Source organism: Bradyrhizobium sp., from assembly GCF_035652035.1.
Classification (GTDB): domain Bacteria; phylum Pseudomonadota; class Alphaproteobacteria; order Rhizobiales; family Xanthobacteraceae; genus Bradyrhizobium.
The window spans coordinates 42,118-57,398 of sequence record NZ_DASREO010000085.1 but is presented as its reverse complement, the minus strand read 5'-3'; the positions used below and the strand labels follow the sequence as shown (position 1 = coordinate 57,398).

Here is a 15,281-nt window from a genome sequence, read left to right as displayed (position 1 = left end):
GGCGATTTCCTTATTCCGCAGCCTGGAGACTTGTCGGGGCCGGGCCAAAATCTTCCCGGAAGTGTTTCAGCGCGCTCATGACGGGGTAGGGCGTGAAGCCGCCCAGCGCGCAGAGCGAGCCGAATTTCATGGTGTTGCAGAGATCTTCGACCACCGCGAGGTTTTGCTCGACGCGTTCGCCGGCACGGATCTTGTCGATGGTCTCGACGCCGCGGGTCGACCCGATCCGGCAGGGCGTGCATTTGCCGCAGGATTCGACGGCGCAGAATTCCATCGCAAAGCGCGCCTGCTTTGCCATGTCGACAGTGTCGTCGAACACCACGATGCCGGCATGTCCAATCAGGCCGTCGCGCGCGGCGAAGGCTTCATAATCGAACGGCGTATCGAACAGCGCACGCGGGAAATAAGCCCCGAGCGGACCGCCGACCTGCACCGCGCGAACGGGACGTCCGGTAAAGGTGCCACCGGCGATGTCGTCGACGAGTTCGCCAAGCGTGATGCCGAAGGCGGTTTCGAACAGGCCGCCAAACTTGACGTTGCCCGCAAGCTGGATCGGCATCGTGCCGCGCGAGCGGCCCATGCCAAAATCGGCATAGGCTTTCGCGCCGCCGGCGAGGATGAAGGGGATCGCCGCAAACGAAAGCACGTTGTTGATCACGGTCGGTTTGCCGAACAGGCCCTTATGCGCGGGCAGGGGCGGTTTGGCGCGGACAATACCGCGGCGGCCCTCCAGACTTTCGAGCAGCGAGGTCTCTTCGCCGCAAACATAGGCGCCGGCGCCGACGCGGACTTCCAGATCGAAATCGTGCTTCGAACCACAAATGGCCTTGCCGAGAGTGCCTGCGCGCCTGCCGGCCGCGATCGCGGCCTTCATCGCCTCAACGGCGTGCGGATATTCGGAGCGGATATAGATGTAGCCCTTGGTGGCGCGGACGGTGATGCCGGCAATGGTCATGCCTTCGATCACCACGAAGGGATCGCCTTCCATGATCATGCGATCGGCAAAGGTGCCACTGTCGCCTTCGTCGGCGTTGCAGACGATGTATTTCTGCTCGGCACTCGTCTGCGCTACAGTTTTCCACTTGATGCCGGTCGGAAAACCTGCGCCGCCGCGGCCGCGCAGTCCCGACCTCGTCACGTCGGCGAGGATCGCATCCGATGTCAACGACAGCGCGCGCTCCAGGCCCTTATAGCCGTCATGGTCGCGATAATCGTCGACCGAACGCGGATCGATGATGCCGCAGCGGGCGAAGGTGAGACGGGTCTGGCGCTTGAGCCAGGGAATTTCTTCGGTGAGGCCCTGCCGGAGCGGGTGCGGGCCGTCTTTCAGGATCGCGTCCAGCACGGATGCCGCATCGGCTTCTTTCACCGGGCCGTATGCGACACGACCCTTTGGGGTTGCGACCTCGACCATTGGCTCCAGCCAATAGAGGCCGCGCGAGCCGGTGCGGACGATTTCGATTGCCGCGTTGCGCTGAGCGGCCGCCTGTTCGATCGCCGCCACAGTCTCGTCTGCGCCAACCGCAACGGCGCCCGCATCGCGGGGAATAAAGATACGCACGCTCATCGTTGCGCCTCCGCGATCAGCGCGTCGATACGCGCTTCGTCCAGCATTCCAACCACGCGGCCGTCAAGCATCGCGGACGGCGCGGTGGCGCACAGTCCGAGGCAATAGATCGGCTCGAGCGTCACGCGCTCATCCGCCGTCGTATTGCCGATCTTGACGCCGAGCTTGGCTTCGGCGCGCGCGGCGACCTTATCGCCGCCCGCGGCCTGGCAGGCTTCGGCGCGGCAGAGCTTCAGGACATGCTTGCCCGCGGGCTTGTGCCGGAAATCATGATAGAAGGTGAAGGTGCCGTGCACTTCCGCGCGCGACAAATTCAGAGCTTCCGCGACCATCGGAATGGCGGCTTCCGGCACGTATCCGAAGGCCTCTTGCAGCGCGTGCAAAATCACTAGCGTCGGGCCTTCAATGTGGCTGTTTTCGGCGATAATTTCCGCGCCGCGCTTGCTGTCCCATGGTTCGTAAACGGGCATATTCCACCTTCTCAATCAGCAGCTTATTTGAGGCTGATAAAGATGCGGAATCGTTCTAAGAATCAATAAAGCTGTCTCATGCTGCGATAGCGAAAGGCAATCGATAGAGAAGTGAAATTGATCGATAGGCGGTGGTAATGATGAGGGCTTTGGCAGGCCCTTCCGAGGGCCAAAATTCGTGCGATTTAGCCTGTTTCAGAATAGAACTTTTAGCCCCGTATGACGGCAGCGAAGCCGTGATATCCGTTATCCTCGAAACGTTGGGGGACGTCTTGATCGACAAGCTTGAACTTCTGCTGGCACTCGCCAAGGAACGCCATTTCGGACGGGCGGCGGAGGCCTGCGGTGTCACGCAGCCGACGATGTCGACCAGTCTCAAGCAGCTAGAGGAAATTCTTGGCGTGATGCTTGTGCAGCGGGGGTCGCGCTTTCAGGGCTTCACCCCGGAAGGCGAACGCACGCTGGATTGGGCGCGGCGCATCGTCGGCGATACCCGCGCCATGCGCCAGGAAATCAATTCGCTGAAAGACAAGCTTTCCGGCGAAATCCGCATCGCGGCGATCCCGACCGTGCTCGGCATGGTGGCTTCGCTCACGACGCCGTTTCGTGCACGTCACCCGGATGTGCGGTTTCGGGTTGTATCGTGCACCTCGGCCGACGTCCTCGGCTTGCTTGAAAACCTCGAGGTCGATGCCGGCCTGACCTATATCGAGAACGAGCCGATCGGCAATGTCCGCACCATTCCGCTCTACAACGAAAGTTATCGCCTGCTGACGTCGCCCGAAGGCATGTTCGGCGATCGCGACCAGGTGACCTGGACGGAGGTCGGGAAGGTCCCACTATGCCTGCTGACGCCGGACATGCAGAACCGGCGCATCATCGACCGCGCGCTCAAATCGGTCGGGGCCGAGGCGACGCCAACGCTGACCTCGAACTCGCTGCTGGTGCTTTACACCCATGTGAAGACGGGCCGCTGGGCGAGCGTGATGCCTGCGAAACTGGCGGAGACGCTGGGGCTCGCGGACAAGGTCCGCAGCATCCCGATCATCGATCCGGTTGTCGATTACAGCATCGGGATGGTGGTTCCGCAGCGCGATCCCATGACCCCCTTGATTGCCGCGCTGGTACAGATCGCACGCGAGGTCGCGCCCTCGCTGCAATAGTCAGGCCGCGGCCGCGCTGGTTTCGTTGAGAACCTTGCTGATCGCCTTGCGCGGGAGCGACACCCGCACGACCGTGCCGCTGCCGAGCTTCGAACGCAACCGCATCGAACCGCCGTGCAGGTTGGCCAGCGATCGCGCAATCGCAAGCCCCAGTCCCGAGCCATGATAGGTCTTGGTCAACTGGCTTTCGACCTGCTCGAACGGGCGCCCAAGCCGCCGCAGCGACTGCGGCGCGATGCCGATGCCGGTATCGGCAATCAACAGCACGACGGAATCGGCGACCTCGCGGCTGCGGACGACGACCCTTCCGCCGTCAGGTGTGAATTTGACGGCGTTGGAGAGCAGGTTGACGATGATCTGCTTGGTGGCGCGGCGGTCGGCCACGATCGAGATCGGGCCATCGATCTCGGCATCGAGATCGAGATTCTTGTCGTCGGCGCGGCCCGACACCACGCGCAGGGATTCGGCGAGCGTCTTCGACAGGTCGAGCTCTTCCATGTCGAGCTTCATCCGCCCGGCCTCGATCTTGGACATATCGAGGATGTCGTTGATCACCTCGAGCAGATAATGCCCGCTGGTGAGAATGTCGTGGCAGTATTCCCGATATTTCTCCGAACCGAGCGCGCCGAACATGCCGCTTTCCATGATTTCGGAGAAACCGATGATGGCATTGAGCGGCGTGCGCAGCTCGTGGCTCATATTGGCGAGGAACTTCGATTTGGTCTGGTTGGCTTCTTCGGCGCGGGTCTTCTCGCGGGAATATTTTTCGGCCAAGTCCGCAAGTTCGAGGGCCTGCCGCTCCAGTTCGCTTTGCGACCGCTTCAGGTCGATGACGGTTGCGCGCAGCCGCAGATCGTTGTCGACGAGCTTCTGTTCGTGCTCCTTGATGCGGGTGATGTCGGTTCCGACCGAGACGTAGCCACCATCCTTGGTCCGCCGCTCGCTGATATGCAGCCAGTTGCCGTCGTCGAGCTGCGCCTCGAAGGTTCGCGCGCCCGGCGCCTGGTTGGCGATCTCGTGCAGGCGGGTCTTGACCTCCGGCATCCGGCCGACCTCGATCACGGTCTCGTAGGACGTTCCCGGAATGACTGCGGAGTCCGGCAGCTTGTGCAGGCGCTGGAAGTGCGAGTTGCAGAGCACGAGCCGGTCGCTGGCGTCCCACAGCACGAAGGCTTCGGGAATGGTTTCGATCGCGTCGCGCAGCCGCAAATCTGCCTCGACGGTCTTTTCGGCGAGACTCTTCTGCTCGGTGATATCGACCGCGATGCCTATCAGATGCAGCCCGGCATCGGCCGCGCCCTGGCTGAGTTCGCAGCGCACGCGCAGCCAGATCCAGTGTCCGTCGGTGTGCTGCATGCGGAAGGTGTGGTCGATGTAGTTGATCTTCGATGAGATCAGCTGATCGGCGATCTCGAACAGGTCGATGTCGTCCGAATTCACCAGCGCATTGACTTCGCCGAAGGTGAGAAGGTCGCTGCGGTTATCGAGTCCGAGCATGGTGAACATCGACTGCGACCAGAAGATCCTGCCGCGCGAAAGATCCCAATCCCAAAGGCCGCAACGGCCGCGGTTGAGCGCCGTATCGATGCGGCCGCGCACGGCGTCGTTGATGAGATCGCCCTCGCGGGCCCGGGTCGACTGCCAGTGGAAGGCAAAGCCGAGGATCAGCACGACGAAGCCGGTGGTGGCCGACAGCGTCACGGAGAGTGCCGCATCCGAGCGCCAGATCGAATCCAGCTTCTCCTGAATGACGATCACCTGGCCGGGCAGGGAGCGGACGGCGTGACGGACCACCAGCGCGCCGCTGCCGTTCGGCAGTGTGATGTCGGTGACGCCCGAGACTTGCCCCGCGGGCGCCGGCGGCACCACCGCGCTGATAATTTCGAGGATGCTGGAGGTATCGCCGATCGCGGATTCGATCGGAACGCGGGCGAGAACCCGCTGGTCCAGGCCTGTGACAATGACATGGCGCCCGGCCGCGATCGCCCATGACGGAATCAGCCCCGGCAGCAACAGTTGGAGACGTTCGAACGCGATCGTGCGATCCTGCCGTCCCGACGCAATGCGATCGAGACGCTCGGCGAGCAGATCGGCCACGGCCGCGAGGTCGCGCTTGGTCGCCGCGCGCTTCTGGCGCGATTGATCGACCACCTGCACGAAGGCGCCGAGGCAAATGGTGATCAGGAACGCGATGATCAGTGTCGGTACTGCACGACGGAGCGCAGGCTCCGCTAACAACAGCCTGTGATAGGCTGGCTTCGCGATCGATTGCGCCAATCCCTTGATCGAATCGGATTGGACGCACGCGCTCGCCGCGTGTGCGCGCGCCATACCGTTGGCCCCCTTGGAAAGCTTTGCAGTACCCACCCCATTCGAGGAGAATCGCCGCTCCCCGAATCAGATTCATTTGAATCCACTTTTCTGGGGCTGTCGAGAGTCAACGATTCGTTAAGCCAAATAATTCTTGTCCACGCCGAATCTTAGTCGCCAAAAAGCCCGCAAATTGCCGGGCGAGATGAGTCCGAAACGGGAACGCGCATCGGCTCGCGACGTGCTCAGACCTTCGGCGGTTCGGCATGACTGATGACGCGCTTCACGGTCGGAAAGGCGCGGCGGAGCGCCCGCTCGATCTCGTCGACGCCCTCGTGAACCTTGATCACGCTCATCGAAGGCGCTGCGCGGCAGTGGAAGTTGACGATTTCGCCGGCATCGGTGTCGCGCACGCGCACGTTATGGATGTCCTGGATCGCACCTGTGGCCGCGAGCTGCGTTAGCGCCGCGCGGATGGTTTCCACCCGCTCCGGAGCAGCGTCGGTTCCCAGCGGCAATTCCGGTTCCAGCGGCTCGATATGGGTGTCGACCTCGACGTTCTCACCGAATTCGTCGCGAATGTTCCGCTCCAGCGCGTGGGCAATGTCATGGGCCGCCGTCAGCGCCATCTCGCCATCGACTTCGAGGTCGATAGAGACGGTGAGCTTGTCGCCGAGATCGTGAACCGTCACGTGATGGACGGCGAGGCCGGAGTTGCGGGCGATCACCATGATGCGCTCGCGGACGCTCTCGTTGTTCAGCGCGACCGGCACGGCCGTGAAGGTCAGATCGGCGTCATCGAGCGCATCGGAAACGGCTCCTTGCGCCTTGTGCTTGATCTCGTCGACGCGGTCGATGGGATAGGTGCGCGGCACCTGCACGATGGCGTCGATGAAATGGGTTGCGCCGACCATGCGGACCCGCAGGCGCTCGACACTGACCACGCCTGGAACCGCGCGGATCGCGGCGGCGGCTTGCGCCGCAACGCCTTCCGGCGCGCGGTCAGTCAGCGTTTCGACGGTCGAGCGGGCGAGCCTCATACCGAGCGCCGCGATGACGACGGCAACGGTGGCCGCGGCGACGGCGTCGCCCCACCAAAATCCGAAACCGGAGAGCGCGAGGCCTGCCATGACCGCAAGCGAGCCCAGCACGTCGGAGGCAAAATGCACCGCGTCGGCTTCGAGTGCCTGGCTTTTGGTCTCGTGCGCGGCGCGATGCAGCGCGCGGGCTCGCCACAGGTTCACCGCGATATCGAGCACGAGCACGATAAACGGGATGGCCGACAAGATCGGAGGCGGGGTGCCGTTACGCAGGCGGCTGAAGGATTCGACCAGGATGCCGCCGGCGAGGACGTAGAGCATGGCGATGATGCCGAGCGCGGACACGCTCTCGAGCTTGCCATGGCCGTAGTGGTGTTCTTCGTCGGCCGGGCGATCGGAAAAGCGCACCACCAACCAGGTGACGATGGTCGCGACCACGTCCACCGACGAGTGCAGCGCTTCGGAGATCAGCGCGAGACTGCCGATCGCGATGCCGACCACGAATTTGGCGATAGCCATGCCGGCGCTGGCGAAGATCGAAATCGCCGCGACGCGTGACTTGGTCGGATGAATGCCGTGTTCCATGGGGCTAGCGTCCCGATTCCGAAGTTCGTAGCATTTCCGGGGCCACTTTTCGAACTTCGGAATCGAAAGGACGCTAGCTTGACTTGTTGATCTAGTGTGGCTTTGGTTCAGAAGTCCGCATGACCCGCTCGCGGCATAGATGATGCGGACTTCTGAACCGCCACACTAGGGTTTAGCAGGGCGTCTTTAACGATTAAAGAACGATCAAATTTCGCTGTTGCTACTTAGTTGCATTAGCGTCCGGGATTAAGCTGTCATTGCGAGCGTTAGCCAACGGGTCGCGCGAATGCACGCCCGATGACAGGCTCCGCAATCCAGCCTTCACATCGGATTCAGCGCTGGATTGCTTCGTCGCGTGCGCTCCTCGCGCAAACGCTTTGCGTTTGTCGCAGGCAATGACGAGTTTCTCACTTGACACACCTTCTCCTTCTCCCGGCGCCATACGCCCGAGCTTTGTCCGAATTTTTCGCCCTGAAGAAGAGGGCGCAGGGAACGCCGGGTGATCAGGCTCACCCGCAGCCTCGCGTGCAAAGGAAAAAAGCACACGAGTAAGTCCACCACAGGTTCGCCGAAACAGTCCGGCATTCCCTGCGCGATGGTGTTACGGCTTATTCCATGCTCTTCCCGGCGATCGGGCTTTTTGTCACCGTCACCGGCGCAATGCGTCAGCATTGTCGCCAGCTTGACGTCAGCGTCGAGACGTCAGAACCACATGGCTTCGCTGTCCACCTGTCCATGCGTTCGTCCGACGCAAGGAAAGTGTCCATCGCATCCCGCACCCAACGTTCGTGACGATGCGCAACGCCCCTCAAGCGGGAACGGAACGACTGGAATCACTAAAGCTGTGTCTACCAAAACGCGAAGCGAAATATTTTTTGCAGGAAGGCTTGCGTGAGAAGCAAATCAGCTGGAGCCGCTCGTCAAACCGCCGGAGCTCGCCACGGACCGACGCTTTTGATTTCGGCGATGACGCCGCGTTCGAAAGTTGCACGTCCCGACCGCTCAGTCGAAGGTGACCATCACCTTGCCGTTGATGCCCGGCTTGGAAGCCCGACTGACGGCGCCCTTGATGTCGGAGGCGGGAAACGCTGAATCAATCCTGGTATCGAGCTTGCCGGACGACGCGAGATCATCGAGGCCGGCGTAGAGAGCCGCGATGGCATCGCGCGGTGCGTTCATCAGGTATTTCGAAAGCCAGAAACCGCGGATGAGAATGTCCTGGAAGACCAGCGTGCCGGGATTGATCGTGCAGGGCGCTCCACTCATGGCTCCGTAGACGACAAGCGTCCCGCCAGGTTTCAGACATGAAGCGATGCGGTCGGTCGCCGAGCCTGCAACAGAGTCTAAGCCCAGCACGATCGATCCACCGCCAATAGTCGCCTGCGCTCTGGCGGCGAGGTCGTCGCCATCGACCAGCACGGCGTCTGCGCCAAGGCCTTTGAGTTCGTCGATGACATCCGCGCGGCGAACCACGTTGATCGTGCGCACGCCGGACAGCTTGGCGAGCTGAATCGTCGCGCGGCCGACGGCAGAATTCGCGGCGTCCTGAACAATCCAGTCGCCGGGCCTGAGATCGACGAAATTCTGCAGCAGCAGCGAAGCGGTCGCCGGATTGACCTTGAGCCCCGCCTGCTGCATGAGGTCCCCGTGCGATGAGAGCTTGATGATGTCGTGTGCTTTGACCAGGCGGAACTGACGCCAATTGTTCAGCGTCAACAGCATGACGCGATCTCCGAGAGCGAGCCCTTCCACGTCAGTCCCCAGTGCGGCAACCTCTCCGACAGCCTCGGTGCCAATCGCGTGGGTGCTTGCATCAAGCCGCGGATAGACGCCCTGCATGGTCAGGAGGTCGGCCGGATTGATCGGGAACGCGCGCACTTTGACAAGCACGTCGTCTGCTTCGGGATTTGGCGGCATCGCGGCATCCACATAGCTCACGACATCTTCGGGGCGGCCTGGGGTGACAAATTCAATCTGCTTCATCTGATGCCTCTCGCTCGGCCCATGCGGCCGTGAACGCCTTCGCAGCCCAGTTTGGAAGTAAGTCCGACGCCGGCGAAGGCGGGCCGAATGGGACCGGCGCCTTCAGGCAAGTCGGATCTGCCGCGCAATCACCTTCGACGCGAAGTCCTCAGGCCGCGCGCGCCCGTCCTGGCGAATCAAAGAAGCCGCTGATGTTGAGCAACCGTCCATCGGGTGCAGCATTCGCGAAGCTTCGTCCCGTCTGGAGGACGGCGCCGTCTGCTCCGAGCAAGCGCCACTCCGCAAGCATTCTGTCGTGGTGATGGATGACGAACAGAATTTCGAACCTGCCCCCCTTCACGGTCTGCTGAAATCCGCCCATGTAGCGCGACAGCGCTTCGCGGCCGGAAAGCAGTCCGTTGACGTCGCAATAGGTGCAATCATCGGCAAGGCAAACTTCCAGCTCCGACGTCCGAACTGCCGGCTCCGAGGACCAGATGCGCGCGTAACGATGCCAGAGGGTTTCAGGCGTCATGAGATTTCCCCTTCGAGATGATCGAATTCCTGGTTGATCGCGCGCCGGATAGCCTTGAGATCATAGCCGCCGCGGACGAGGACGAGCACACCCTGGTAAAGAGCCAGCAATCGGACTGAACCGGCCTTGGGGTCAAACCGCTTCGGAAGCTGGCCCGACGACACCGCGGCCGCGAGGCGATCGGCGAAGAGGCGCTCCAGGATTGCAAATCCCTTGACGATGGCTGATTCCGCAGCGTCGTTGTCGGCGCCGAATTCGATCGCCGAGTTGGTGATCAAGCATCCGAAGGTTTCGCCGTCGGGTTCACGCAGCAATGACAGAAAGAGTTGACGAACCCCCACCAGTCCATTTTCAGGCTTTGCAAACTGGGCGATGCGCCGTTCGAGCACGGAGTGCAGGTAATGTTCGAACGCTGCGAGAAAAATGCCGCGTTTGTCGCCGAAGCTGTTGTAGATGCTCCCGGAACTGAGGCCCGTCGCCGCTTCGAGCTGGGGAATCGAAATTCGCGCGTAGCCCTCGCGGCGAAACGCGTGCATGGCGCGCGTCAATACGTCGTCTTCATCGTAGGATCGCGATCTGACCACGTTTCCTCGCTCATCATTATAAAATGTTCATTTTAGAATAAAGCTTATATTTTGCCTGTCAAGGCTCAGCTTGGCGGTGCCGTTTCCGAACGCGAAGGTGTCCCGGTCGCTTGCTTGATCGCGCGCGAGGCTTGCCCGGATGACGCGGGGCATTGAGACAGACTCAGAGCCGCGGGTCGATCGGCTCGCTTCGAGCGCCAGTACCGCTAACACGCATTCGTGGACGCGCCTGAGCGGCTCGCGGCCAACAAAGCGCCTCAGCGCCTCGTGACCGAGCGCGAATTCGCGCATCTACATCCAGTGGTTTCAGGGGTCCAGGCAGGTTGCAACCCGTTTTCGGAAGGCGACGAGGAACCTCAGGCAGGGGAAACCGATGGACGCGGTTTCGCGACCTCGCTTCATGAAATCGCGACGCTGCGCGAGCATTCGAACACAAGATGTTGTCTGTTGGTTCATTTTGCATTCACGGGATCTCGCCACAATCGGCGGCCGACATGGCGTTGCGCATCGGCAGCTCATTGGAGCGTCGTCGAAGCAACGATGGCGCGGGAGGGCACAAGCATGAAAGGGAACTGGCTGGTAGCCGCGGCAATGCTCGGAACACTAGGCTGGACCTTCGCTGCACGATCGCCGGCCCACGCCGATGCGATTGCCGACAGTGCCTCGCAAGCCACTACACAGAGCGATGCGATCAACCTCTCGCGTGACCTGGTGCGGCTCGGGATTGCCGCGAACAATCTGCCTCCGAATAGTCCGACCACCGATGCGCGGCCGCTGTTCCAGGCGGCCCTGCAGTATGCGGAGAGCCATCCGATCAAGCGGATTACGGTTGACCGCGGCGCCTATTACTTTCTCACCCCCGAGAATTCGACGGCCTATCTGCTGCTGAAATCACTGTCCGATCTCACGATCGACCTCGACGATTCAACGGTCTTTTTTGCCGGCGCCTTCCTGCAGGGATTTGCCGTCGTCAATTGCGAGCACGTGACATTGACGCGATTTCGGGCTGACTTCATCTCGCGGCCCTACACGCATGTGCAGTTGACGGCCATCGATCCGCTCGCGCGGCGGCTCTCCTACGCAACTCTGCCAGGTTGGCCCGATCCGGTTGAATTCAACGGTCTCGCCCAAAGCACCGCTCCTACCAACCCGCTCGGGTTCTGGGCTCTGGATTTTCGTGATGGCGATATTCTCCCTGGCACATCGCGCATGGAGTTGACGCAGCCGATTGCCAGCGGTGCGTTGGATCTGGTCCCGAGCAACGCGCCATGGGTGCAGGGTCCGACCCTGTCGACGTTCCGGCCCGGCGACATCATCGTCGTGTTCGTGCGGGGAGGGCAGGCGACGATTTCTGTGGCCGGAGGAGACTCGATCACGGTCTCGGACGCGACGATTTATGGATCGAGCGTACAAGGGATTCTATTCAACTCGAGTTCGAACGGGATCGTGGAGCGCGTTCGTGTGATGCCGCGACCGGGCGGCTTGATCTCGGCCAATGCCGGCGGCATCATTTTCGTCAACGATGCCGGCGCCAATCACATCCACAACAATTTTGTCGCCCGCAACCTCGACGATGCTCTCGCCATCTACGAGACGGACGCTGCGACCGTGGTGCAACAGCTCGGGCCCCGCCAGCTCATCGTCGATCGCGCCGCCTTCCGTCGCTTCCCGGACGGCACCAAGGTCAACTTTATCGATCCTGCGACCGGAAATGAGCTCGGTGGCGCGACCATCGTCTCGCAACAGCCGCCGGACTCGGTGCCGCCGGTCTTCGGCGGCGCGGTCACCGTTATGTTCGATGCAGACTTGCCGACGCTTGCCGCGGGCTTCGGCATGGCTCTCGCCGACCCGGCATCCCGCGGGCAGGGGTCGACGATCAAAAACAACGAGGTCAGCGACGTGTTGTTCGGCCGTGGCGTCTATGGCGCCGGCAACATCGGCCTGACGGTTGCCGGGAACAAGGTCGGGCACACCAGCTTCGCCGGGATCGAGATTTTCCAGAATCTGAACGGCGTTCCGCTTGTTCTGATTCCGACGCCGCCGGCGCACGATGTCACCATTCATGACAATGTCGTGCGCGGCAGCCTTGGCCCCATGGCCTCAGGTTCGGGCAGCCAGATCGCGGTGGGGGCGATCGAGGTGGCGACGACGACTCCGAAGAACGATTTCCCGGCGTCGTCACCGAATACAAACGTCGTAATCGAGCGCAACGCCGTGATCGGATCCGGCCGAAGTGGAATCTGGGTGAATGAGCTTTCAGGCGGCGCGATCCGCAACAATGTCATCACAGGATGGAATCAGCATCCGGAGCTGCCGCTCAACGGCGTCGATGCGCAGACGCGGGCCCTGATCATGCAGGATTCCAGCCAGGCTCTCGTGACTCACAACAGCTCAAATCTTGAAATCGACGGCAATGTGACCAACCCGAACGCGGTTGCGCAAGGAAACTAGCGGCCGCCTCCCGTTAGGATGAGTCAGGCCATCCTTGCATTCACCAGACGGCCATCGCGAGCGCTGCGAGCAACGCAGGCGGCATGACCAGAGCGCCGATTTTCAGGAAGCGTCAGGCCGTGACGTCGATCTTTTCCCGTCGCAGCGCGATGCGCAAATCAGCAGGGATGTCGATGATTTTACTCCCGGCTTTCAGCTACGCCCCGATCGCATATTCATAGATTTCCTCTTCCTGGGCGTTATGGATGCGCACAAGAGCTTCGATCGACTCGATGACCCGCTGGGCATCCCGGATCAGGTAGGGATCGATATCTTCAGCGCTTAGACCGTCAGCGAGCCGGTGCAACAGGCGCGACTGATGTATGATCTCGCGATGCGCCCGGCTCATGGCTCCGAGCCCATGCCGGTCTGCCAGGTATTTTGCGACGTGCGGATAGACCTCACTCTCGTCGTCCTGCTCGTGGGTCACGATCTTTGTTGCGACGATCGAATCCGCTTCCGCAATCAAGGCGACTGCGCTGGCCGCTTCTGCCTGGTCCAGCGCATCTGCAATCTCTCTCAGGCGATCGAGCGTCGGCTCCATTTGCGCGTGATCCGCTTGAAGAGAGCCCGCCTTCGCAGCCGGCATCCTTCGGCGACCGTTTGCGCGGCCGGGGCTCAGCGCACGCAGGGCGTTAAGGATCACCGCGACATCAATGACCTCCTGCGTCAGGGCACCGCCGACCGGTGGCAGCCATCCGATCGCGGCCAAGGCCATTGCAAGGCCGGACAGCATCATCCCCGATACGATGCTTTGCAAGGCGATCGATCGGGTCCGCTTCGCAATTTTGATCACGTCCGGGATACGATCGACACGATCGACGAGGATGACGACATCGGCCGCTTCCGAGGACGCGCTCGCGCCCCGTGCGCCAAGTGCGATGCCGACATTTGCGGCCGCCAGAGCAGGAGCGTCGTTGATGCCGTCCCCGACCATGACGGTCAGGTTTCGGCGTTTTTCGGTCGCGACAGCGTCGACCTTGTCGGCCGGCTCACGGTCCGAAAGAACCGCATCCAGATCAAGCGCGGCGCCGATCGTTTCGGCTGCCTCTGCCCGGTCGCCCGTCACCATCACAATCCGGGATACTCCGGCCGATCGCAGCGCTTGAACGGCGCGCGGTGTTTCACGCCGAAGTTCGTCACCCAGCAACAAGGCGCCAATGGTGAAACCGTCCACGGCGACGAATACGGTGAGGGCCGAGCGCCACGCGCCGCGTCGAAGAGCCCGAACCACCCAGGCTTCGGGCTTTTGAGATCCGACCACGAGCTGGTGCGATCCGACCCGGATCATCCTGCCGTCAATCATGCCTTCGAGACCTGCGCCTGCGGTTTCGCGGACTTGCGATGCGGCGCTCAGTTTGAGAACCCGTGCCGTGGCGGCTTGGACGATGGCTGCGGCAACGACGTGATGCGACGCCTGCTCCAGCGAGGCCGCCAGGCGGAGCACCTCATCTGCTTGATGGTTGGGAGCAACTTCGATGGCCACAAGACGGGCGCCGCCGACCGTCAGTGTGCCGGTCTTGTCAAACATCACCGTATGTGTCTGGGCAAGCGCTTCGAGGGGGCTGCTGCCTTTGACGAGAATCCCGCGCTTTGCAGCCCGAGCGACCCCCGAAATGAAGGCAACCGGAGCTGCGAGAATAAGCGGACACGGCGTCGCTGCGACCAGCACAGCCAGAGCGCGAATGGGATCACCCGAGAAAAACCAGGCGCCACCGGCGACCAGCAGGGCCATCGGCAACAGCAGCAAGGCGTATCGATCCGCCATGCGGATGAAAGGTGACTTTGCGCTCTCGGCTGCGCTCACCATTCTAATGATGCCGGCGTAAGTGCTTTCGCCAGCGGCCGCTGACGTCCGGATCTCGAAAGGTCCGCCCGCATTCAGAGAACCGCTGCGCGCCAATTCTCCGCAGCCCCTCGACACGGGAATGGGCTCGCCGCTCAACGCCGACTCGTCGATCGTCGCTTCCGCGCTGGTAACGGCGCCGTCCACCGGAACCACCTCGCCACTGCGGACCAGAACAATGTCTCCGACTTCAACCTGCTCGATCGGCGTATCGGTGATGGTCGATCCGTCGCGGCGATGAGCAATTCTCGGCGCGCGGTCAATCAGCGACCTGAGGTCACGCTGGGCTCGCGCAACCGCGATGTCCTCAAGCACGTTGCCTCCGGCATACATGATGGCGATGACAATGCCCGCCAGCGCCTCACCGAGCACGATCGCGCCCGCCATTGAAACGAGGGCGATCGAATCAACACCCATCCGGCCGGCCGCGAAGTCGCGCACGATCGAGACAAGCAGAACGATTACGACCGGGATTGTTCCGCCGATCCAGCAACATTCCGCCACATCGCGCCTGTTTGCGAGCCAGGCGACAAATCCGAAGAGCAGCCCAACGATTGCGACGGCGATCAGCGCACGCCGCAGGAATCTTTCAGACCATAGCCAAGCCATTCTCGGTTCGCCCGCGCATGAGACGCGACCAGATTATCGCCGCGATCAGTCGGACAGGTTTGATCGATATCAACGTGATGAGCCGGGTGGGTGAACGCCCGCGGCCGCCGATCCAGCCCA

General features: G+C 62.0%; 12 protein-coding genes. 2 read left to right on the top strand and 10 right to left on the bottom strand.

Going from position 1 to position 15,281, the window contains the following annotated elements; translation table 11 throughout:
* Nucleotides 1-10: 10 nt before the first annotated feature.
* Both VFB05_RS22720 and VFB05_RS22715 read right to left on the bottom strand, forming a co-directional pair.
* A complete protein-coding gene (locus VFB05_RS22720; RefSeq protein WP_325016416.1) occupies nucleotides 11-1,567 on the bottom strand; it encodes an NADH-quinone oxidoreductase subunit NuoF in 1,557 nt (518 codons plus the stop codon).
* Nucleotides 1,564-2,037, bottom strand: coding sequence for a formate dehydrogenase subunit gamma (locus VFB05_RS22715; protein ID WP_325016413.1), 474 nt, complete (start codon nucleotides 2,035-2,037; stop codon nucleotides 1,564-1,566). Before VFB05_RS22715 ends, VFB05_RS22720 begins: the two co-directional genes overlap by 4 nt.
* 272 nt (nucleotides 2,038-2,309) lie before the next feature.
* Here VFB05_RS22715 and VFB05_RS22710 point away from each other — a divergent pair, with 272 nt between their 5' ends.
* Nucleotides 2,310-3,200: a LysR family transcriptional regulator gene (locus VFB05_RS22710; RefSeq protein WP_325016636.1), complete on the top strand. Its 891-nt coding sequence runs from the start codon at nucleotides 2,310-2,312 to the stop codon at nucleotides 3,198-3,200.
* On the opposite strand, the gene VFB05_RS22705 is transcribed toward VFB05_RS22710, so the two are convergent.
* The 7 genes from VFB05_RS22705 to VFB05_RS32225 all read right to left on the bottom strand — a co-directional run bounded on the left by VFB05_RS22705 (nucleotide 3,201) and on the right by VFB05_RS32225 (nucleotide 10,507).
* The gene (locus VFB05_RS22705) at nucleotides 3,201-5,531 is read right to left on the bottom strand and encodes a PAS domain-containing sensor histidine kinase (protein WP_325016411.1); all 2,331 of its coding nucleotides are present in this window, start codon (nucleotides 5,529-5,531) and stop codon (nucleotides 3,201-3,203) included. It lies immediately after the preceding gene.
* A 224-nt stretch (nucleotides 5,532-5,755) separates the two neighbouring features.
* Nucleotides 5,756-7,135 (bottom strand): cation diffusion facilitator family transporter, encoded by a 1,380-nt coding sequence (locus tag VFB05_RS22700; RefSeq protein ID WP_325016409.1) that lies wholly within the window; start codon nucleotides 7,133-7,135, stop codon nucleotides 5,756-5,758.
* Nucleotides 7,136-7,456: 321 nt separating this feature from the next.
* Nucleotides 7,457-7,807, bottom strand: coding sequence for a hypothetical protein (locus VFB05_RS22695; RefSeq protein ID WP_325016407.1), 351 nt, complete (start codon nucleotides 7,805-7,807; stop codon nucleotides 7,457-7,459).
* A gap of 330 nt (nucleotides 7,808-8,137) precedes the next feature.
* On the bottom strand, nucleotides 8,138-9,118 hold the full coding sequence (locus VFB05_RS22690) for a 2-enoyl thioester reductase domain-containing protein (protein WP_325016405.1): 981 nt from the start codon (nucleotides 9,116-9,118) through the stop codon (nucleotides 8,138-8,140).
* A gap of 148 nt (nucleotides 9,119-9,266) precedes the next feature.
* Nucleotides 9,267-9,632 carry a nuclear transport factor 2 family protein gene (locus VFB05_RS22685; RefSeq protein WP_325016402.1) on the bottom strand — a complete coding sequence of 122 codons (366 nt, stop codon included), beginning with the start codon at nucleotides 9,630-9,632 and terminating at the stop codon, nucleotides 9,267-9,269.
* On the bottom strand, nucleotides 9,629-10,216 hold the full coding sequence (locus VFB05_RS22680) for a TetR/AcrR family transcriptional regulator (protein ID WP_325016401.1): 588 nt from the start codon (nucleotides 10,214-10,216) through the stop codon (nucleotides 9,629-9,631). Before VFB05_RS22680 ends, VFB05_RS22685 begins: the two co-directional genes overlap by 4 nt.
* A 27-nt stretch (nucleotides 10,217-10,243) precedes the next feature.
* Entirely contained in the window at nucleotides 10,244-10,507 is a 264-nt protein-coding gene (locus tag VFB05_RS32225; protein WP_414643243.1) for a hypothetical protein, read from the bottom strand.
* Between the two features lie 270 nt (nucleotides 10,508-10,777).
* Here VFB05_RS32225 and VFB05_RS22675 point away from each other — a divergent pair, with 270 nt between their 5' ends.
* Nucleotides 10,778-12,667 (top strand): right-handed parallel beta-helix repeat-containing protein, encoded by a 1,890-nt coding sequence (locus tag VFB05_RS22675; RefSeq protein WP_325016399.1) that lies wholly within the window; start codon nucleotides 10,778-10,780, stop codon nucleotides 12,665-12,667.
* 196 nt (nucleotides 12,668-12,863) lie between these two features.
* Here the strand turns inward: VFB05_RS22675 and VFB05_RS22670 are convergent, their stop codons facing one another.
* Nucleotides 12,864-15,161: a heavy metal translocating P-type ATPase gene (locus VFB05_RS22670; protein ID WP_325016397.1), complete on the bottom strand. Its 2,298-nt coding sequence runs from the start codon at nucleotides 15,159-15,161 to the stop codon at nucleotides 12,864-12,866.
* Nucleotides 15,162-15,281: the final 120 nt, after the last annotated feature.

Coding starts and splice junctions, on each gene's coding strand:
- VFB05_RS22715 (WP_325016413.1), bottom strand. CDS start 2,037: ATGCCCGTTTACGAACCATGGGACAGCAAGCGCGGCGCGGAAATTATC.
- VFB05_RS22695 (WP_325016407.1), bottom strand. CDS start 7,807: ATGCTGACGCATTGCGCCGGTGACGGTGACAAAAAGCCCGATCGCCGG.
- VFB05_RS22670 (WP_325016397.1), bottom strand. CDS start 15,161: ATGGCTTGGCTATGGTCTGAAAGATTCCTGCGGCGTGCGCTGATCGCC.
- VFB05_RS22700 (WP_325016409.1), bottom strand. CDS start 7,135: ATGGAACACGGCATTCATCCGACCAAGTCACGCGTCGCGGCGATTTCG.
- VFB05_RS22675 (WP_325016399.1), top strand. CDS start 10,778: ATGAAAGGGAACTGGCTGGTAGCCGCGGCAATGCTCGGAACACTAGGC.
- VFB05_RS22720 (WP_325016416.1), bottom strand. CDS start 1,567: ATGAGCGTGCGTATCTTTATTCCCCGCGATGCGGGCGCCGTTGCGGTT.
- VFB05_RS22705 (WP_325016411.1), bottom strand. CDS start 5,531: ATGGCGCGCGCACACGCGGCGAGCGCGTGCGTCCAATCCGATTCGATC.
- VFB05_RS32225 (WP_414643243.1), bottom strand. CDS start 10,507: ATGCGCGAATTCGCGCTCGGTCACGAGGCGCTGAGGCGCTTTGTTGGC.
- VFB05_RS22685 (WP_325016402.1), bottom strand. CDS start 9,632: ATGACGCCTGAAACCCTCTGGCATCGTTACGCGCGCATCTGGTCCTCG.
- VFB05_RS22690 (WP_325016405.1), bottom strand. CDS start 9,118: ATGAAGCAGATTGAATTTGTCACCCCAGGCCGCCCCGAAGATGTCGTG.